An 18,088-nucleotide genomic window follows, 5' to 3' on the forward strand; every position below is an offset into this window, starting at 1 on the left:
GGGGGCCGTTTTTTTGCGCAAGCTGCAAAAGTGGCAGCGACAACGCGCGGGTCTTTAACCCATTTCTGTCTGTAAATGCGTAACCTGACGATTAACTTCAGACATCACACTAAAGTGGCGCTTATCACGTACCTTTGGCAACAAGATCTTGCCTTGGTCGAATTCAAATGCGCCGACGTCCTTGATATACAAACGTCCACGAAACAGTGTCTTAACGTACTTTGCGACTTTCATCGGATTGTAACGCTGGAAGATTCTCATTTTTCTATTGTTCTCCGTTAAATCACTGCAGGTAACGGCCACGTCGCAAAGCGACAGATACCGGTACAGAAAAGTGTATTGCAGTGAAGAGACCTATAACATAGCAGGGCAGTCAGGTATTGCCAGTGGATTTAACTGCTTTTACATTGCTTTTCAGTATTGTCTTAAGTCATGACGTACTGTTGCAGTATAACCCTGCTTTATGTGTCAATTTTGTAACCAGCAACACAAATTTAACATTTCAACAGGACAGACCACTTCAGCGATCCTATGATTGGCTGAACTGTTCTTTTGCGCCCCGGAGAATCTATGCTTTTAAGAAGTCTTTTTGTGATCACTTTTGTGACATTTTCGCTATATGCTTCTGCCCACAATTTTACTGTGGGTCAGAGGCTGGCGCCGGTGGGCGTAGATGATAAGGGCGAGCTCAACGACGTAAACGACACGTTCAGTTACAGCAAATGGAATACTGCAAAACTGCCAGGAAAAGTCCGCATCGTGCAGCATATGGCGGGCAGAAGCAGCGCTAAAGCCCTGAATGAGCCGCTCATCAGCGCCATCAGAGCCGCGAATTTGCCGCATGACCGCTATCAGACCACCACTATCGTCAATACTGACGACGCCATTATCGGCACCGGCATGTTTGTGCGCAGAAGTATTGAAAGCGGCAAACGTGAATTCCCCTGGTCGCAGGTGATTGTCGACAGCAGCGGCACGGTAAAAAAGGCATGGGAACTGCAACCGGAAAGCGGTGCAGTGGTGGTGCTGGATAAAAACGGGATGATTAAATTCGCCAAAGACGGCCAGCTGACGCCACAGGAAGTTCAGCAGGTGATTACGCTGGTGGATCAGCTGGTTAAAGAATAAAAAGTGAAACCCCGGTCGCAAAACCGGGGGATGACATCAGAACAGAGAGACCCGGAAGCCCGGATTCAGGAAGGATTCACGTGGCGTGTAGGTCAGTGTCTGGCCCTTCCAGTCATGCACTTGTGCACCGGCCGCCAGCGCAACCGCATGGCCTGCGCCGGTATCCCAGATGTTAGTGGGTCCGAAGCGCGGATAAAGCTGCGCTGCGCCTTCCGCCACCAGACATAATTTCAGCGACGAACCGATTGCCACCGTCTGATGTTCGCCCAGTTGTGCCAGATAATCCTGCAATTCAGGGTCGTTGCTAAAATGCGAACGGCTGACAACCACCAGCGGCGGATGCGCTTCTTTCACTTCAATCTGCTGACGCGCGCCCTGCTCTTCCTTCCAGGCTTTACCTTCTGCTGCGCTGTACATCACTTTAGTCACTGGCACATACACCACGCCCAGCACCGGAATACCGTCTTCAATCAGCGCGATATTCACCGTGAATTCGCCGTTACGCTTGAGGAATTCTTTCGTGCCATCCAGCGGGTCAACCAGCCAGTAGCGCGTCCAGTTCTGACGCTCACTCCAGCTTTGCGGATCTTCTTCGGACAGCATTGGCGTTTGCGGATCCAGCTTTAAAAGGCCCGCCTTAATCACGTTATGTGCCGCAATATCAGCGGCGGTCACCGGCGAATCATCCTGTTTATGACGCGCATCCAGCGGCTGTTCACCGTCGTATACCGCCATGATCGCATCACCCGCTTCACGCGCTAACTGACAAATCTGCTCTAACATCTTTTACCTCAATGCTTTGATTCTCATTTCTCAAGCCTAGTTTTTTTTACCGCGAATAGCCATCCCGTAATGTGGCTACATCATAAAGTTGTTACATCTCACATTTATTTATGACAACTGATTACATTCTCAGCAAATTTTGAGATACATATCCGGTTTTTCTTTTCCGGGTATCATCCCTTTCTCTGGAGGCAAGGTAATGAATAAGCGTCATATGACGTTATCCCTGCTGGCGACACTGACGGCCGCATCCGTTCAGGCGTCACAGGTGGATCTGCGCATCATGGAAACCACGGATCTTCACAGCAACATGATGGACTTCGATTACTACAAAGATAAACCGACCGATAAATTCGGTCTGGTGCGCACCGCCAGCCTGATCCACGCGGCGCGTAACGAAGTCACCAACTCCGTATTAGTCGATAATGGCGACATCATTCAGGGCAGCCCGCTGGGCGATTACATGGCGGCCAAAGGTCTGAAACAGGGCGATGTTCATCCGGTGTATCTGGCGATGAACACGCTCAATTATGCGGTCGGTAACCTGGGCAACCACGAATTTAATTACGGTCTGGATTATCTGAAAAAAGCGCTGGCCGGGGCGAAATTCCCTTATGTGAATGCCAACGTCATTGATGATAAAACCGGAAAACCGCTGTTCACTCCGTTCCTGATCACCGATAACGCCGTGAAAGATCGCGAGGGTAAAACCCATAATCTGCGCATCGGTTATATCGGTTTCGTCCCACCACAAATCATGGTCTGGGATAAAGCCAATTTGCAGGGCAAAGTAACCGTCGCGGATATCACGCAAACGGCTAAAAAGTGGATCCCGGAAATGCGCAAACAAGGCGCCGACATTATTGTCGCCATTCCGCACTCCGGCCTGTCAGGCGACCCGTATAAGACCATGGCTGAAAACTCGGTCTATTACCTGAGCCAGGTTAAAGGTATCGACGCGATTATGTTCGGCCATGCGCATGCTGTTTTCCCGAGTGAGGAATTTGCCAGCATCAAAGGGGCGGACATCAGGCAAGGCACGCTCAATGGCGTTCCTGCCGTGATGCCGGGCATGTGGGGCGACCATCTGGGCGTCGTCGATATGGTGCTCAGCAACGACAGCGGTAGCTGGAAAGTAGAAAAGGCCAAAGCCGAAGCGCGCCCGATTTACGACAAAGAGCAGAAGAAATCACTGGCGGCGGAAGATCAGGATTTAGTCAAAGTTCTGGCACCGTCACATGACGCCACGCGGGAGTTTGTCAGCAAACCGATCGGCAAATCTAACGACAACATGTACAGCTATCTGGCACTGGTTCAGGATGACCCGACGGTGCAGATCGTCAATAACGCGCAAAAAGCCTATACCGAGCATTTCATTCAGGGCGATCCGGATTTAGCCGATCTGCCGGTACTTTCTGCGGCTGCGCCGTTTAAAGTCGGCGGGCGTAAAAACGATCCGGCCAGCTTTGTGGAAGTGGAAAAAGGCGAGCTGACCTTCCGTAATGCAGCAGATTTGTATCTTTATCCGAACACGCTGGTGGTGATGAAAGTCACCGGACAGGAAGTGAAAGACTGGCTGGAGTGCTCCGCCGGTCAGTTTAATCAGATTGACGTGAACAGCACCAAACCGCAGTCGCTGATTAACTGGGACGGTTTCCGTACCTATAATTTCGACGTCATCGACGGCGTGAATTATCAGATTGATGTCAGTCAGCCAGCGAAATTCGACGGTGAATGTACGCTGATCCATAAAGATGCCGAACGTATCAAAAACCTGACCTACAACGGTAAGCCGATTGATCTGAAAGCCACCTTCCTGGTCGCCACGAATAACTACCGCGCATACGGTGGCAAATTCGCGGGCACCGGCGATAAGCATATTGCTTTCGCTTCACCGGATGAAAACCGTTCAGTAGTGGCGGCGTATATCAGCGCCGAAACCAAAAAAGCAGGCGCGGTTACCCCGACTGCGGATAACAACTGGAAGCTGGCCCCGATCAAAGCCTCGCAGCCTCTGGATATCCGTTTCGAAACGTCGCCTGGTGATAAAGCCGCAAACTTTATCAAAACCCATGCGCAGTATCCGATGACAGCCAAAGGTCCGGATGCCATCGGTTTTGAGATATATCAGGTCGACTTGCAGAAATAACCTGAGATTCAGACGTAACAAAGGGCGCATATGCGCCCTTTTCATTTCTGTATTCTAAAGAGAATTACAGAATTTCCAGCAGTTCAACTTCAAAGACCAGTGCGCTGTATGGAGGGATAGAAGCACCCGCCCCACGTTCGCCGTAAGCCAGGTTATGAGGGATATAAAGCTCCCACTTAGAACCCACTGGCATCAGAGTCAGTGCTTCGATCCAACCTGCAATCACACCGTTAACCGGGAATTCAGCAGGCTCGCCACGCTGTACGGAGCTGTCGAACACGGTACCGTCGATCAGTTTACCGGTGTAGTGAACGCGTACACGGTCCTGACGACCCGGGATGGTGCCTTCGCCCTGAGTGATAACAGAGAATTGCAGACCAGACTCGGTGCTGCTCACGCCTTCACGCTGTGCATTTGCAGCCAGGAATTCCTGACCCTGAACAGCCAGGGCTTCCTGACGTTCACGACGAACAGCATCAGCACGTTCGTGGACTTCACGCAGTGCGCGGTGAACCACATCTACAGGAACGGCTGGCGTATTCCCTTCCAGCGCGTCGCGTAAGCCTGCCAGCAGCGCGTCAGGCTCTAAGCCCTGCAAACCTGATTCCTGCAACTGTTGACCGACCTGCAGGCCGATACCGTAACTTGCCTGCGCTTCTACGCTGTCAAATGAAGGGGTAGTCATGAATTTTCCTTAGCTCTTAAAAATGTCGAAGGCGCAGCATAGCAGCGCAACGCTTTTGGGTAAAATCCTCTGTGAGGCAACATGACGGCAGACGTAGTTCCTTCCTCTTTTCGGGAAATTTTTCGCATTTGACGCCATTTAACCCGTCGTTTGGGTAATATTTGTGCTTTGTCCCTTTTCGCATCAAGCAGTTAAACAGCTATACTAGGCAGCAATAGCCAGTAGAAATTGCGACAGTTAACAAGAGAGGTCGTCATGGGCAGAATCCCGCCCAGGAGAAGGAAAGCCATCCGTATTTACCAACCTATGTTGAGATCCTGGATTGCCATTATGAAAAGGCCATTGCGAGACACGACAGCACAGAGCGAAAGTGAAAGCGAAATTCAGGACAGCATAACCGCTGAAACTGAAAAGCCAGCGGCCAGCCGGGGCAAAACGCTGCTCACCAGAATCTGGCATCTGAGCGACGATTTCCACTGGATGTCGCCACTGCCTTATGCACATCGTCGCGGGATTATTCTTGCGGTGCTGGTGATCCTTCTGGCACTGCTGTGGCCTTATTCGCCTGAAAATACCTATGCCCCTTCGCAGCCGCAACAGCCTGCCAGCATTCCGATGCAGGCAGACTTGCGTAATGATCAGGGTCGTACCACGCAGATGGCGCAGCCGGATCCGGTTCAGCCGCAAAGTAATGACAACAGCGGCGCATGGCGCAGCTACCAGGTGCAATCCGGTCAGACACTGGCGCAGTTATTCCGCGATAACAATTTGGCGGTCAATGATGTGTTTTCGATGGCAAGGGTTGAAGGCACGGACAAGCCACTGAGTACGCTAAAAACCGGTCAGGAAGTAAAGATTCAACGTGACGCACAGGGTGTGGTCACTGCTTTGCAGGTGACGACAGAGCAAAACGTCACGGTGACATTTACCCGTCAGCCGGACGGCAGTTTCCAGCGCAGTAACTGATCACTGTTTCAAACAAGGCCTTATCTCTGCGTTTCCCAAACGCAGAAAAGCAAAACGCCGGCACATGGCCGGCGTTTCACAGGTTAACTTCAGCGCTATTACGCTTCAGCAACCACAACTACGTTCAGTTTAGCGAATACGTCGCTGTGTACCTGGAACTCAACTTCGTGTTCACCAGTGGTACGCAGAACGCCATTCGGCAAACGAACTTCGCTTTTAGCAACTTCAACGCCAGCAGCAGTTACTGCATCAGCGATATCGCGAGTACCGATAGAGCCGAACAGTTTGCCTTCGTCGCCTGATTTAGACGCGATGGTTACTGAACCGAGTTCGTTGATTTTAGTTGCGCGAGCTTCAGCAGCGTTCAGAACGTCAGCCAGTTTGGCTTCCAGTTCTGCACGACGTGCTTCGAAGAACTCAACGTTTTTCTTGGTAGCAGGAACAGCTTTGCCCTGTGGTACCAGGAAGTTACGAGCGTAGCCCGCTTTAACGTTAACTTGATCACCCAGGCTGCCCAGGTTTGCTACTTTATCAAGCAGAATAACTTGCATTACTTTATCCTCTCAAAGTCGTTAATAGACAGTGCCGATTACTGATGACGATCAGTGTATGGCAACAATGAAAGGTAGCGAGCGCGCTTGATGCAACGAGCGAGCTGACGCTGGTATTTTGCACGAGTACCGGTAATACGGCTCGGGACAATTTTACCGCTTTCGGTAATGTAGTTTTTCAGTGTAGCGATGTCTTTGTAATCAATCTCTACAACGCCTTCCGCGGTGAAACGGCAGAACTTGCGACGACGGAAATAACGTGCCATTAGGCTAGTCTCCAGTATCTATCAAATCAATCTGCTCGGCATGTAACACCACTTTATTCAGTCCATTGCGCCCTTGATGGCAGCTAATGAATCCGGTAACAGTGAGTTGCGTGCCGACCGTTAAACTGTGAGTTAATGCTTGTGACGCTTGTCCACTGACAACCACGGGCATTCTGCACCATGCTTGTCGGTTAAATCCGGCTTCCTGCTGCGATGATTTATGCTCTAGCACAAACTGGCAGTGTGGAATGCCCGAAGGACTGACTTTACGAATGGGGGTCTTGCACACAGTGCCGGACAACACCAGACGATTCGCCGTCACGGCAATTACTCTTCAGAATCCCCAGCTTCAGCATCATCGTTAGCTTCAGCAAAGTCTTCGCGGCGATCACGACGCTCGTCTTTTGCTTTAACCATTGGAGATGCTTCAGTTACCGCGTTTTTAGTACGCATAACCATGCTACGGATAACGGCGTCGTTGAAGCGGAAGTTAGTTTCCAGCTCATCGATCGCTTCCTGCGGAGCTTCAACGTTCAGAAGAACGTAGTGAGCTTTGTGCAGTTTGTTGATCGGGTAAGCCAGTTGACGGCGGCCCCAGTCTTCCAGACGGTGAATCTGACCAGCAGCGTTAGTGATTACTGCACTGTAACGCTCGATCATGCCCGGAACCTGTTCGCTTTGGTCAGGGTGAACCATAAAAACGATTTCGTAATGACGCATCGAATTGCTCCTTACGGATTATTCAGCCTCCTGTCAGGGTCAACCGCGGCCCATGGAAGCAAGGAACGTGTTTGTGTGCGGTCGAAAAAATGACGCGCAATTATATGTACAGCCTGTGGGAAACTCAAGGAGAAAGGCAGATTAATTTCTCTACAGCTTTGCCGCGAAGAATGCGGTGGCTTCTTTGAGCGCATGAACCGAGACTTTATGCTTGGCACCGGGCTCTGCTATGAACGTCAGATGGGCATCTGCGCCGCTGTCTGCCAGTTCCTCACGCAGCCGCTGGCTTTCAGCAAATGGCACCACATCATCTTCTTCGCCATGCCAGATAAACAAGGGAATATCGGCGATTAGCGCCGATTTTCCGCCGATATCCAGACTCAGTAAAGGCGCGGCTTCGCGTTCAAATACGTCACGCTGCACGATACCGCCCGCATTGAAAGCCGGAAAAAGATGGTGCGATAAACGGGCGAAATAGCCCGAACCCATCAGGTTCGCCGCCACTTTTACCCAAGGGAATTTCACCAGCGCCGCCATGGTGGTCATTCCCCCCATCGACACTCCACCGACACCTAAACGCAACGGATCCGCCAGACCGCGCCCGACAAACACGTCTTTCAGTATGGCCAGCTCAATAATGTTGTTTTGCAAAATGGCCCAGAAATGCGCCACAGTTCTGGCAGCGTCTTTTTCTGCGCGGGCGCCGTGCATTAATGCATCAGGCAAAATTACACGAAAACCCGCCTGAGCCAGCGTGTAACCAAAATAGGAATAAATTTCTTTGGAAGACAGAAAACCGTGATAGAAAAAAATCGTCGGCAGCTGTTGCTGGTACTGTCCGGCAGGCACGGCATGGATCACCTGGATGCCTTCAACGGTTTCTTCATACATCTCTACCATCATGAATTCCCCTGCGCGTTTAGAAAAATTATGGCCTTACTGTGTTGTGACATTCTACGGGTCTGGAAACCGGCGACCACTCCCTTTTAAGCATGATTTATAACCTGTTTTGTCAGCCTCTGATTTCCTGCCCTTTACCCCTAATTCAAATTCACACTTTAATATTAATTTCATTGATTCATATCAATTATTACTGAAATAAACAGTTACATTTGATCATTAATCCTTTTCCGGTTTCCCGCCGTTAGTGCGCTATCAGAAGCTAACGGAAGAATTCCATGAATACGTCATCAAAACGCTCATTTCGCAGCTGGAGCATTGGCGCAAAACTGGCCAGTATCGCCTCTCTGCTGGTCGGTTCATTATTTATTATTTTCACTTTGTCGCTGACTCACTCCGCCGGAAAGCAGGTGAATAAGCTTGCGGTCAACGCCATTTCTGAACAGGTCACCGGCGTGGTGGATATGATCGAAATGTACAACGCCAGCCTGAATGCGGAGGTAGACAGTTATACGCGGCTGTTCAGCCATTTCCTGCCAGAGAATTTCGAACTTGATACCGCCAGTCCCGTGATGGTCGGTGACCAATCTGCGCCGGTGATTAAAGCAGGCGGAACGCCGCTCAATCTCGACAGCAAAATCCCCGATGATTTTCTTGCCCGCACGGGCGCCATTTCAACCGTCTTTGCCCGCCGCGGCGATGACTTCATCCGCGTGACCACCTCACTGAAAATGCAGGATGGCAACCGTGCCATCGGCACCCTGCTCGACAATGCCAGCCCGGCATATGCGCAAATTATGGCGGGACAATCCTTCAGCGGGCTGGCGACGCTGTTCGGCAAAAAATACATCACCAAATATCAGCCGGTGCGCGACGCACAGGGTAGCGTGATTGGCATTTTGTTCGTGGGGGTGGATATCACCAAAGAATACGCCGACATGCGATCCAAAATCCTTTCCAAGCGCATTGGTGAACAAGGGTATTTTTTTGTGCTCAACAGCGCGCCCGGGAAAGATCTGGGTAAGTATCTGGTGCATTCCACCGATGAAGGTAAAACGCCAGCCTGGCCCGACGGCGAACTGCATCAGGTGATGACGCAGCCGGACGGTCAGCGTGAGTACACCGATACTGCCAGCCATCACCAGCAATTTATGGTGTACGCCAGCGTTCCGGCATGGCATTGGGTCGTGGTCGGCAATACCGACAAAGACAGTCTGATGGAGCAGGTCAACAGCACCCGCAATCACTTCCTGCTGATAAGCCTGCTAGCGCTGGCCTGTTTCGCAGCACTGTTCATCTGGCTGACGCGCAAACTGGTCAGCCGCCCGCTCAGCGACGTGGTGAGTATTGCGCAGCAATATGCCAGCGGAGACCTGCGCGCGCGCGCTGAAACCCGGCGTATCGACGAGATTGGCTCGCTGATGCACGCCATCGACGGCATAGGCCATGGGTTGGAGAAAATTGTCGGTGAGGTTCGTCAGGTTTCGTCGGAAATCATGCTCAATACCCAGGGGCTGGCGCACGACAGCGAACGAATCAATCAGCAGATCGGCACGCAGGCCAGCAGTCTGGAAGAAACCTCTGCCAGTATGGAGCAGATCACCGCTACCGTGCAGAACACGGCGGACAACGCCACGCAGGCGACTCAACTGGTGCAACAGACCGATAAAGCGGCCACGGTCGGCGCTGATGCGGTGAATCAGTCGGTTGAAAGCATGGAGGCCATTAAGCACGCCTCAACGCGCATTGCGGATATCACCACGGTGATCGAAGGCATCGCCTTCCAGACCAATATTCTGGCGCTGAACGCCGCGGTAGAAGCCGCCAGAGCGGGTGAACATGGCCGAGGTTTTGCGGTGGTCGCTTCGGAAGTCCGGGCGCTGGCGCAGCGCAGCTCTAATGCTGTGAAAGAAATTGAAAATCTGGTGGCGGATTCCCTGAGCAAAGTGGAAGACGGCCATCAGAGTGCGGCAAAAACACAGGTGAACATGAGCGACATATTGCAGGGGATCCGTCAGGTGAAAGTCCTGATGAGCGATATTGATGTGGCATCGCATGAGCAATCTTCAGGTATTTCACAGGTGAATATCGCCATTATGCAGATTGGTAAAGCGACGCAGGAAAACGCCACGCTGGTGGAATATTCACAGCAGACCGCGGCGGCGCTAAGCGAACAGGGGCGCCATCTCTCGCAGCTGGTAAGCATCTTTAAAATCTCCGAACGTTAAACGTGGATCGCGCGGCAAAAAACACCGTGCGGACTCGCCAGCAGACCGGTGAAAGGGCTACACTCAGGCTATCGCCCTTTTACCGGATATCACGATGAAATCCCTCCGAATCCCCGCTGCGCTGCTGTTACTGGCTGCGCTAAGCGGTTGCAGTAATCTGATGCAAACCACGCCGGTTGCCCCCCCCGCCGTGACAGCCAAAGCACAGGAAATTACCCGTGCGCAGACGTCCACACTGACCAAAATTGGCAGCATTACGGCAGACGTCATCGGCAGCCCGATGGATGCCGAAGCGGAAATCCAGCGACGCGCTGATGCCGCCGGTGCGCATTACTACGTGATTATGTTTAACAGCGAAACCATTGTTCCCGGTCGCTGGTATTCGCAGGCAACGCTATACCGCTGATCATTCAGCACCGATCGCGCGGTTGAGCAACAGCTGGCATAAACGCTCAGGCAACAAGGTTTCGCCGCGCGAATCGAGCACCATTCTGCACCAGGCATCCGCCACCGGCGGCGAAGCAAATTCCAGCATCTGTGTTGCCGTCATCAGGTTGAACAGCTGACCGGTCAGCCAGCGGCCATGCGCTTCTTCTGCTGTACGCAGGCGTTGTAAAAACTGGCGGGATGCACGGTCAAATATGCGGTTTTGGCCGCGCGCCTGATACAACACCTGTTGCAGCATTTCACCGCTGGCGGGCAGCTTTTTAAGCGTGCGCAGCACATCCAGACACATCACATTCCCCGAACCTTCCCAGATGCTGTTGACCGGCATTTCCCGGTACAGACGCGGCAGTTCGCTGTCTTCGCAATAACCTATCCCGCCCAGCGCTTCCATCGCCTCGGCCACAAAAGGCATTCCCTGACGGCACACTTCAAACTTGGCGGCAGGTGTCAGCAACCGGCAGAGCAGTTGTTCTGCGGGATTGTCCTGAGCGCCGGTCGCTGCCGCCAGACGCATCAGCAACATTGTCTGCCCTTCCAGCAACATCGCCATGCGGCTCAGCGTCTGGCGCATCAGCGGCTGTTCGATGAGGGATTTACCAAAAACCTGCCGCTGAAAGGCGTGGTACAACGCAACCGACAGCGCCCGGCGCATCATGGCGTGGCTGCCCAGCGCGCAGTCAAAGCGTGTATGGCCGCCCATTTTTAGGATATGACGGATGCCCTCGCCTTCTTCGCCCAGCAGCCAGCCGGTGGCATTCTGAAACTCCACTTCGCTGCTGGCGTTCGAGCGGTTGCCCAGCTTGTCTTTCAGACGCTCGATGCGAATTGAATTACGCGTACCATCGGGCAGAACCCGTGGCATAAAGAAACACGAAAGTCCGCCATCAGCCTGCGCCAGCACCAGATGGGCATCGCTTTGCGGTACGGAGAAAAACCATTTATGGCCGACCAGATGATATGGCTTTCCGCTGCCACGCCCTTCCAGCGCCGTCGCCCGCGTGGTGTTACTGAGCACATCGGATCCGCCCTGTTTCTCAGTCATACCCATACCTATCAGCACGCCTTTTTTCTGGTCGCCGGATTGCAGATGGGGGTCATAACGATCGGATAACAGCGGTTTCAGCCAGCCGCCAAATTCCGACGGCAGAGTTTTTTGCAGCAACGGGATCGCGCCAAACGTCATGGTCACCGGACATAACGTTCCCGCCTCGACCTGACCGTGAAGAATAAAACGCGCCGCACGGGCTACCGCCGAACCAATGCGCGCATCTTCCTGCCACGGCAAATTATGCACACGGTTAGCGATCAGCCCCTGCATCAGCAAATGCCAGGCAGGATGAAAACGCACGTCATCGAGACGCTCACCGCAGGAGTCATAACGTAAAAGCTCGGGCGGATTAATATTCGCCAGCCTTCCCAACTCCAGCGATTCCGCAGAACCCAGCTGTTGCCCCAGCGACGCCAGCACATCGGCATCCCAGCCAGCCTGCTGACGGGAAACCGCTTCGCGCAGCGGTGTATCGGAAAGGAATAAATTACTGTTACTCAGCGGTTTGGGCTGATTAAAAACCCGGTGTGTTTCCCAGTTCATCGCCTGCTCCCTTTCAAAAGGACATGGCCTAAGTATGGTAAAAATTGGGGAATTAACAGGCGGGCAGATCACAAAGGCAGAAATGCAAACGGGAGCCCGAAGGCTCCCGTTTAATCAGCGACTGAATAAGCAGAAATCAGCTTTTCTTCAGGCCGCGCTGACGTACCGCTTCGAACAGGCAAACGCCGGTCGCAACAGAAACGTTCAGAGAAGACACGCTCCCCGCCATCGGGATGCTGATCAGTTCGTCGCAATGTTCGCGGGTCAGCCGGCGCATACCTTCGCCTTCTGCTCCCATCACCAGCGCCATCGGGCCAGTCATTTTGCTCTGGAACAGGTCGTGATCGGCCTCACCGGCAGTACCGACGATCCAGACATTGTGTTCCTGCAATACGCGCAGGGTACGGGCCAGATTGGTCACGTTAATCAGTGGCACGTTTTCAGCAGCACCACTGGCGACTTTCTTAGCCGTCGCATTCAGTTTGGCAGAACGGTCACGCGGGACGATCACCGCATGAACACCGGCGGCATCCGCAGTACGCAGACAAGCGCCCAGGTTGTGCGGATCGGTGACGCCATCCAGCACCAGCAGGAACGGGCAATCGAGGCTTTCCAGCAGCGCAGGCAGATCGTTTTCCTGATACTGACGGCCTTCGCGCACACGCGCGATAATGCCCTGATGCACGGCACCTTCAGATTTCTCATCCAGCCACTGGCGGCTCGCCACCTGGATCACGATACCGCCGGCTTCCAGCTCGTCGATCAGCGGTTTCAGGCGTTTATCGTCACGGCCTTTTAGGATGAAAACTTCCAGAAAGCGTTGCGGATCGTTATCGAGTAAGGCTTTAACGGAATGGATACCGTAAATAATTTCGCTCATGATGCTCTTTAAAATAGACTTGCGGACAGCAAGCTGTCCGCAATTTAATAGGGATTGCGGGCGATTCTATCATACCCTTCATCATTCATGCTGCAGATGCGTTGGCTGCTCTTAGTCACCCGAATCACTTACCTGAGAAAGCTCATCGGGACTCCTTATTTTGCCGCCTTCCTGCAACCTGAATGCTTTTGGGTAAAATACGACCGCCCGTCTGCCTTAGCTTTCTGCTGACTTTTTCTTCGCACGTTTGGCTTTGGTGGCCGCAGCAATTTTTGCTGTTTTATCAGAAGGCTTCTTAGCTTTCTTCGGCTTGCCGTCTTTACCGACCGCGCCTACCGCTTTCTCTTTCTTCGGCTTGGCGGGTTTCGCGTCATCTTTACGGAACGCGCTGTCCGGCTCAAAGTTCACGTTTTTCTTACCGGTGCGACGTCGGCCAGCATTAGCCGGTGCCGCGGAACGCATGGAACGTTCGCCGCCATTTTTAGCGCGATCACGTGCGGTTTTACCTTCACCACGTGCTTTACGGGTGCTGGAAACCAGTGCGAAATCGATTTTCCGTTCGTCCATATGTACGGCTTCAACGCGGATCTCAACGGTATCGCCAAGACGGTAAACCGCACCGGAAGACTCGCCGACCAGACGCTGGCCGATATTGTCGTAACGGTAATAATCGTTGTCGAGCGAGGACACATGTACCAGACCGTCGATGAACAGATCGTTAAGGCGTACGAAGAAACCGAAGCCGGTGACACTGGCGATCGTGCCGGTAAATACTTCTCCGACGTGATCCTGCATGAAGTCACACTTCAGCCAGTCCGCCACATTACGGGTCGCTTCGTCCGCACGGCGTTCTGCCATCGAACAATGCTCGCCGAGCTGCAACATATCTTCGTAATCACTGTGCCAGCCGCCGGTTGGCGTCCAGCGATCTTTCAGCGTGCCGTGCTCTTTCGCCAGCAAGTATTTGATAGCACGGTGAAGAGCCAGATCCGGATAACGGCGGATTGGTGAGGTGAAGTGACCATACGAACCCAACGCCAGACCGAAGTGGCCACGGTTTTCCGGATCGTAAATCGCCTGTTTCATTGAACGCAGCAGCATGGTTTGCAGCATTTCACGGTCAGGGCGATCGGCCAGTTCATCCATGATCTGAGCATAATCTTTCGGCTCAGGCTTCATGCCACCGCCCATCACCAGACCCAGCTCACCCAGCACGCTTTTCAGCGCGGAGATATGGTCATCGCTTGGACGGTCATGCACACGGAACAGCGCCGGTTCGTTATGTTTTTCAACAAAACGCGCGGCGGCGATGTTCGCCAGGATCATGCACTCTTCAATCAGTTTGTGGGCATCGTTACGCACGGTTGGTTCGACACGTTCGATACGGCGCTCGGCATTGAAGATAAATTTCGCTTCTTCAGTTTCGAATGCGATACCGCCACGTTCTGCACGCGCCTGATCCAGCATTTTGTACATGGTGTGCAGTTCAAGCAGATGCTTCACCAGCGGCGAATATTGTTCGCGCAGTTCCGGATCGCCTTCGATGATGCGCCAGACTTTGTTGTAGGTCAGACGCGCGTGAGAGCTCATCACTGCTTCGTAGAATTTAGAGCTGGTCAGCTTGCCCTGCGCAGAGATAGTCATCTCGCAGACCATACACAGGCGGTCTACCTGCGGATTCAGGGAACACAGGCCATTGGACAGCACTTCTGGCAGCATCGGGACAACCTGCGACGGGAAGTAAACGGACGTCGCACGGCTGCGCGCTTCATCGTCCAGCGCGGTGCCGTGACGCACGTAATAACTGACGTCGGCGATAGCTACCCAAAGACGCCAGCCACCACCACGTTTTTTCTCGCAGTACACGGCGTCATCGAAGTCGCGCGCATCTTCACCATCAATGGTGACCAGCGGCAAACTGCGTAAATCGACGCGGCCTTTTTTAGCTTCTTCCGGCACCTGTTCGCTCAGGTCTTCGACCTGTTTCAGAACCTGTGGCGGCCAGATATGCGGGATTTCATGGGTGCGCAGCGCGATATCTACCGCCATGCTGGTCCCCATTTTGTCGCCGAGGACTTCAACGATTTTACCGACCGCTTTGGTACGGCGCGTCGGACGTTGTGTCAGTTCGACCACCACCATATAGCCCATGCGCGCGCCGTTTATGGCGTCGGCCGGGATCAGGATGTCAAAACTCAGACGACTGTCGTCAGGCACCACAAAACCGGCACCAGCGTCAGTAAAGTAACGACCCACAATCTGGCTGGTTTTCGGCACCAGGACACGCACAATGCGCGCTTCGCGGCGGCCTTTACGGTCGGTGCCGACCGGTTGTGCCAGTACCACGTCGCCGTGGATGCACATTTTCATTTGCTCAGCAGAAAGATACACATCATCTTTCTTCACGCCTTCGAGGCGCAGGAAACCGTAACCATCGCGGTGACCAATAACCGTGCCTTTCAGCAGGTCCAGACGCTCCGGCAGCGCGTAGCACTGGCGGCGGGTAAAGACTAACTGGCCATCACGTTCCATCGCGCGCAGACGACGGCGCAGGGCTTCCAGCGCTTCTTCTCCGGACAGATTCAGTTCGTTACCGATCTCTTCCCGGCTGGCTGGGGTTTCGCGTTTCGCGAGGTGTTCCAGAATAAATTCACGGCTGGGAATAGGTGATTCGTATTTTTCTGCTTCTCGTTCCAGGAATGGATCTTGTGACATAGCGGTTCCTCCGTTGTCATCAGCAGTTTGTTGAAAGTCTTTCATTCAACAAGCAATAATTTGTAGAGCGTTGAATTATCTTTGACCATATCGGCCAGAGTGTACTGATTCAGCTCATCAAGAAAATGTTCTACAGCAGTGTGCAGGACTTGTTTTAGCCGGCATGCGGGCGTGATATGACAAAAGTCGCTGGCGCAATTGACCAGCGTAAGAGGTTCCAGTTCGCGCACCACGTCGCCAATGCGAATGGTCTCTGCGGGCTTACCCAGTTTGATACCCCCGTTCTTTCCCCGAACGGCAGTCACCAGGCCAGCACGGCTCAACTGATTAATGATTTTCACCATGTGGTTGCGCGATACACCGTAAACCTCGGTGACCTGCGAAATGTTGGTCATCTGATCATCTGGCAACGAAGCCATATAAATCAATGCTCTCAAACCATAATCAGTAAAACTCGTTAACTGCACACATACCTCTGGGTAGCTATTTACCCGGTCTTTCCACGTCAGCAATGACAACAGGGTGAAGATGATTGTTTATTATGACACTTTGATGATAAACCAGCCGCGAACTTTGCAGCTAATCATTTAGATATTGGATGGTTTATGGAAAGTACACAAGAGAAGGGATTCAGAAAAAAATAAACCGGGCAGTTTTGCCCGGTTATGACGTTTTTACGCAATCAGCTCAGGCTGTTATGCGTCAAACGGGTCGCGCAGGATCATGGTTTCGCTACGATCCGGGCCAGTAGAGATAATATCAACCGGCACTTCTGTCAGCTCTTCAATGCGCTTAATGTAGTCCAGCGCTGCCTGCGGCAGGTTTTCGACTTCTTTCACGCCGAAGGTGGTTTCGGTCCAGCCTGGCATGATTTCGTAGATTGGCTCGATACCTTCCCAGCCTTCAGCAGCCAGCGGAGTCGTGGTCATTTCGCGACCATCAGGCATACGATAACCGATACACAGCTTCACTTCTTTCAGACCGTCCAGCACGTCCAGTTTGGTCAGACAGAAACCAGACAGGGAGTTGATCTGCACAGAACGACGGACGGCTACGATGTCCAGCCAGCCACAACGACGGCTACGGCCAGTGGTCGCGCCAAACTCGTTACCTTGCTTGCGCAGGAACTCGCCGGTTTCGTCGAACAGTTCAGTCGGGAACGGGCCTGCACCCACGCGGGTGGAGTAAGCTTTAACGATACCCAGAACATAATCAACGTAACGTGGACCAATACCTGAACCGGTAGCGACGCCGCCAGCGGTGGTGTTGGAAGAAGTCACATACGGATAAGTCCCGTGGTCGATATCCAGAAGCGTGCCTTGCGCGCCTTCGAACATGATCAGATCGCCACGCTTACGCGCGCCATCCAGCAGCTCAGAGACGTCAACAACCATAGCCGTCAGGATGTCGGCGATAGCCATCACATCATCTAACGTTTTCTGGAAATCAACGGCTTCTACTTTGTAATAGTTAACCAGCTGGAAGTTATGGTAATCGATGATTTCTTTCAGCTTGATAGCGAAAGTTTCTTTGTTGAAGAGATCACCCACGCGCAGACCGCGACGGGCAACTTTATCTTCATAAGCCGGGCCAATACCACGACCGGTAGTGCCGATCGCTTTATCGCCACGCGCTTTTTCGCGCGCCATGTCGAGCGCGACATGGTAAGGCAGGATCAGCGGGCAAGCTTCAGACAGTAACAGACGTTCGCGTACAGGGATGCCACGAGCTTCAAGTTCGCCCATTTCTTTCATCAACGCGTCAGGCGCCAGAACAACACCGTTACCGATGATGCTGGTCACGTTTTCACGCAGTATGCCAGAAGGAATTAAATGAAGAACGGTTTTTTCACCGTTGATAACCAGAGTGTGACCGGCGTTGTGACCGCCCTGATAGCGCACAACATATTTAGCCCGTTCAGTAAGCAGGTCTACGACCTTGCCTTTCCCTTCATCACCCCATTGAGTGCCGAGTACGACGACGTTCTTACCCATCTCAAGAATCACCAGGTTGCTTAAAAAAGGATTCTAACATCTCACTCTGTGCTTTCCAGCACTTTTAGCACACGTTTGCGGGAAA

At 52.8% G+C, this 18,088-nt stretch carries 18 protein-coding genes; 5 read left to right on the forward strand and 13 right to left on the reverse strand.

The window, feature by feature from the left end; genetic code table 11:
• Positions 1 to 54: 54 nt before the first annotated feature.
• Positions 55 to 261, reverse strand: a complete 207-nt coding sequence (locus tag D6C13_RS18555; protein WP_056782464.1) for a DUF1107 domain-containing protein — start codon at positions 259 to 261, stop codon at positions 55 to 57.
• Positions 262 to 570: 309 nt separating this feature from the next.
• On the opposite strand from D6C13_RS18555, the gene D6C13_RS18560 reads away from it, so the two are divergent.
• On the forward strand, positions 571 to 1,128 hold the full coding sequence (locus D6C13_RS18560) for a YtfJ family protein (protein ID WP_120134172.1): 558 nt from the start codon (positions 571 to 573) through the stop codon (positions 1,126 to 1,128).
• A gap of 36 nt (positions 1,129 to 1,164) precedes the next feature.
• Here the strand turns inward: D6C13_RS18560 and cysQ are convergent, their stop codons facing one another.
• A complete protein-coding gene (gene cysQ, locus D6C13_RS18565; RefSeq protein ID WP_120134173.1) occupies positions 1,165 to 1,911 on the reverse strand; it encodes a 3'(2'),5'-bisphosphate nucleotidase CysQ in 747 nt (248 codons plus the stop codon).
• Positions 1,912 to 2,110: 199 nt separating this feature from the next.
• Here cysQ and D6C13_RS18570 point away from each other — a divergent pair, with 199 nt between their 5' ends.
• Positions 2,111 to 4,060 carry a bifunctional 2',3'-cyclic-nucleotide 2'-phosphodiesterase/3'-nucleotidase gene (locus D6C13_RS18570; protein WP_120134174.1) on the forward strand — a complete coding sequence of 650 codons (1,950 nt, stop codon included), beginning with the start codon at positions 2,111 to 2,113 and terminating at the stop codon, positions 4,058 to 4,060.
• A gap of 64 nt (positions 4,061 to 4,124) precedes the next feature.
• Here the strand turns inward: D6C13_RS18570 and bamJ are convergent, their stop codons facing one another.
• The gene (gene bamJ, locus D6C13_RS18575) at positions 4,125 to 4,745 is read right to left on the reverse strand and encodes a BamJ family beta-barrel-assembly machinery protein (RefSeq protein WP_095923686.1); all 621 of its coding nucleotides are present in this window, start codon (positions 4,743 to 4,745) and stop codon (positions 4,125 to 4,127) included.
• 255 nt (positions 4,746 to 5,000) lie between these two features.
• On the opposite strand from bamJ, the gene D6C13_RS18580 reads away from it, so the two are divergent.
• Positions 5,001 to 5,711, forward strand: a complete 711-nt coding sequence (locus D6C13_RS18580; protein ID WP_120134175.1) for a LysM-like peptidoglycan-binding domain-containing protein — start codon at positions 5,001 to 5,003, stop codon at positions 5,709 to 5,711.
• A 98-nt stretch (positions 5,712 to 5,809) separates the two neighbouring features.
• On the opposite strand, the gene rplI is transcribed toward D6C13_RS18580, so the two are convergent.
• The 5 genes from rplI to yjfP form a co-directional block, all read right to left on the reverse strand.
• Positions 5,810 to 6,262, reverse strand: a complete 453-nt coding sequence (gene rplI, locus D6C13_RS18585) for a 50S ribosomal protein L9 (RefSeq protein WP_013573778.1) — start codon at positions 6,260 to 6,262, stop codon at positions 5,810 to 5,812.
• A 38-nt stretch (positions 6,263 to 6,300) separates the two neighbouring features.
• On the reverse strand, positions 6,301 to 6,528 hold the full coding sequence (gene rpsR, locus D6C13_RS18590; RefSeq protein WP_002210155.1) for a 30S ribosomal protein S18: 228 nt from the start codon (positions 6,526 to 6,528) through the stop codon (positions 6,301 to 6,303).
• 4 nt (positions 6,529 to 6,532) lie between these two features.
• Entirely contained in the window at positions 6,533 to 6,850 is a 318-nt protein-coding gene (priB, locus tag D6C13_RS18595; RefSeq protein WP_095923688.1) for a primosomal replication protein N, read from the reverse strand.
• 5 nt (positions 6,851 to 6,855) lie between these two features.
• Positions 6,856 to 7,248 carry a 30S ribosomal protein S6 gene (gene rpsF, locus D6C13_RS18600; protein WP_120134176.1) on the reverse strand — a complete coding sequence of 131 codons (393 nt, stop codon included), beginning with the start codon at positions 7,246 to 7,248 and terminating at the stop codon, positions 6,856 to 6,858.
• A 150-nt stretch (positions 7,249 to 7,398) separates the two neighbouring features.
• Positions 7,399 to 8,148 (reverse strand): esterase, encoded by a 750-nt coding sequence (gene yjfP, locus D6C13_RS18605; RefSeq protein WP_120134226.1) that lies wholly within the window; start codon positions 8,146 to 8,148, stop codon positions 7,399 to 7,401.
• Between the two features lie 278 nt (positions 8,149 to 8,426).
• Between yjfP and D6C13_RS18610 the strand changes: the two genes are divergently transcribed.
• The gene (locus D6C13_RS18610) at positions 8,427 to 10,376 is read left to right on the forward strand and encodes a methyl-accepting chemotaxis protein (RefSeq protein WP_120134177.1); all 1,950 of its coding nucleotides are present in this window, start codon (positions 8,427 to 8,429) and stop codon (positions 10,374 to 10,376) included.
• A gap of 94 nt (positions 10,377 to 10,470) precedes the next feature.
• Positions 10,471 to 10,782: a biofilm peroxide resistance protein BsmA gene (gene bsmA / locus D6C13_RS18615; protein WP_120134178.1), complete on the forward strand. Its 312-nt coding sequence runs from the start codon at positions 10,471 to 10,473 to the stop codon at positions 10,780 to 10,782.
• Here bsmA and D6C13_RS18620 read toward each other — a convergent pair whose 3' ends face one another.
• From D6C13_RS18620 to D6C13_RS18640, 5 genes are all read right to left on the reverse strand, one after another.
• The gene (locus D6C13_RS18620) at positions 10,783 to 12,414 is read right to left on the reverse strand and encodes an isovaleryl-CoA dehydrogenase (protein WP_120134179.1); all 1,632 of its coding nucleotides are present in this window, start codon (positions 12,412 to 12,414) and stop codon (positions 10,783 to 10,785) included.
• Positions 12,415 to 12,550: 136 nt separating this feature from the next.
• Positions 12,551 to 13,294, reverse strand: coding sequence for a 23S rRNA (guanosine(2251)-2'-O)-methyltransferase RlmB (gene rlmB / locus D6C13_RS18625; RefSeq protein ID WP_104923526.1), 744 nt, complete (start codon positions 13,292 to 13,294; stop codon positions 12,551 to 12,553).
• Between the two features lie 216 nt (positions 13,295 to 13,510).
• The gene (gene rnr / locus D6C13_RS18630; RefSeq protein ID WP_120134180.1) at positions 13,511 to 16,009 is read right to left on the reverse strand and encodes a ribonuclease R; all 2,499 of its coding nucleotides are present in this window, start codon (positions 16,007 to 16,009) and stop codon (positions 13,511 to 13,513) included.
• A 41-nt stretch (positions 16,010 to 16,050) separates the two neighbouring features.
• Complete coding sequence (nsrR, locus tag D6C13_RS18635) at positions 16,051 to 16,476, reverse strand: nitric oxide-sensing transcriptional repressor NsrR (protein WP_120134181.1); 426 nt, start codon at positions 16,474 to 16,476, stop codon at positions 16,051 to 16,053.
• Positions 16,477 to 16,704: 228 nt separating this feature from the next.
• Positions 16,705 to 18,003 (reverse strand): adenylosuccinate synthase, encoded by a 1,299-nt coding sequence (locus D6C13_RS18640; RefSeq protein WP_120134182.1) that lies wholly within the window; start codon positions 18,001 to 18,003, stop codon positions 16,705 to 16,707.
• Between the last annotated feature and the right edge of the window lie 85 nt (positions 18,004 to 18,088).

It is taken from the genome of Rahnella woolbedingensis (genome assembly GCF_003602095.1).
In the GTDB taxonomy this organism is placed as follows: Bacteria; Pseudomonadota; Gammaproteobacteria; order Enterobacterales; family Enterobacteriaceae; genus Rahnella; species Rahnella woolbedingensis.

What these genes read in the sequence shown, in the direction of transcription:
- D6C13_RS18555 (WP_056782464.1), bottom strand. Translation starts at nt 261, where the DNA reads ATGAGAATCTTCCAGCGTTACAATCCGATGAAAGTCGCAAAGTACGTT.
- D6C13_RS18560 (WP_120134172.1), top strand. Translation starts at nt 571, where the DNA reads ATGCTTTTAAGAAGTCTTTTTGTGATCACTTTTGTGACATTTTCGCTA.
- cysQ (WP_120134173.1), bottom strand. Translation starts at nt 1,911, where the DNA reads ATGTTAGAGCAGATTTGTCAGTTAGCGCGTGAAGCGGGTGATGCGATC.
- D6C13_RS18570 (WP_120134174.1), top strand. Translation starts at nt 2,111, where the DNA reads ATGAATAAGCGTCATATGACGTTATCCCTGCTGGCGACACTGACGGCC.
- bamJ (WP_095923686.1), bottom strand. Translation starts at nt 4,745, where the DNA reads ATGACTACCCCTTCATTTGACAGCGTAGAAGCGCAGGCAAGTTACGGT.
- D6C13_RS18580 (WP_120134175.1), top strand. Translation starts at nt 5,001, where the DNA reads ATGGGCAGAATCCCGCCCAGGAGAAGGAAAGCCATCCGTATTTACCAA.
- rplI (WP_013573778.1), bottom strand. Translation starts at nt 6,262, where the DNA reads ATGCAAGTTATTCTGCTTGATAAAGTAGCAAACCTGGGCAGCCTGGGT.
- rpsR (WP_002210155.1), bottom strand. Translation starts at nt 6,528, where the DNA reads ATGGCACGTTATTTCCGTCGTCGCAAGTTCTGCCGTTTCACCGCGGAA.
- rpsF (WP_120134176.1), bottom strand. Translation starts at nt 7,248, where the DNA reads ATGCGTCATTACGAAATCGTTTTTATGGTTCACCCTGACCAAAGCGAA.
- yjfP (WP_120134226.1), bottom strand. Translation starts at nt 8,148, where the DNA reads ATGGTAGAGATGTATGAAGAAACCGTTGAAGGCATCCAGGTGATCCAT.
- D6C13_RS18610 (WP_120134177.1), top strand. Translation starts at nt 8,427, where the DNA reads ATGAATACGTCATCAAAACGCTCATTTCGCAGCTGGAGCATTGGCGCA.
- bsmA (WP_120134178.1), top strand. Translation starts at nt 10,471, where the DNA reads ATGAAATCCCTCCGAATCCCCGCTGCGCTGCTGTTACTGGCTGCGCTA.
- D6C13_RS18620 (WP_120134179.1), bottom strand. Translation starts at nt 12,414, where the DNA reads ATGAACTGGGAAACACACCGGGTTTTTAATCAGCCCAAACCGCTGAGT.
- rlmB (WP_104923526.1), bottom strand. Translation starts at nt 13,294, where the DNA reads ATGAGCGAAATTATTTACGGTATCCATTCCGTTAAAGCCTTACTCGAT.
- rnr (WP_120134180.1), bottom strand. Translation starts at nt 16,009, where the DNA reads ATGTCACAAGATCCATTCCTGGAACGAGAAGCAGAAAAATACGAATCA.
- D6C13_RS18640 (WP_120134182.1), bottom strand. Translation starts at nt 18,003, where the DNA reads ATGGGTAAGAACGTCGTCGTACTCGGCACTCAATGGGGTGATGAAGGG.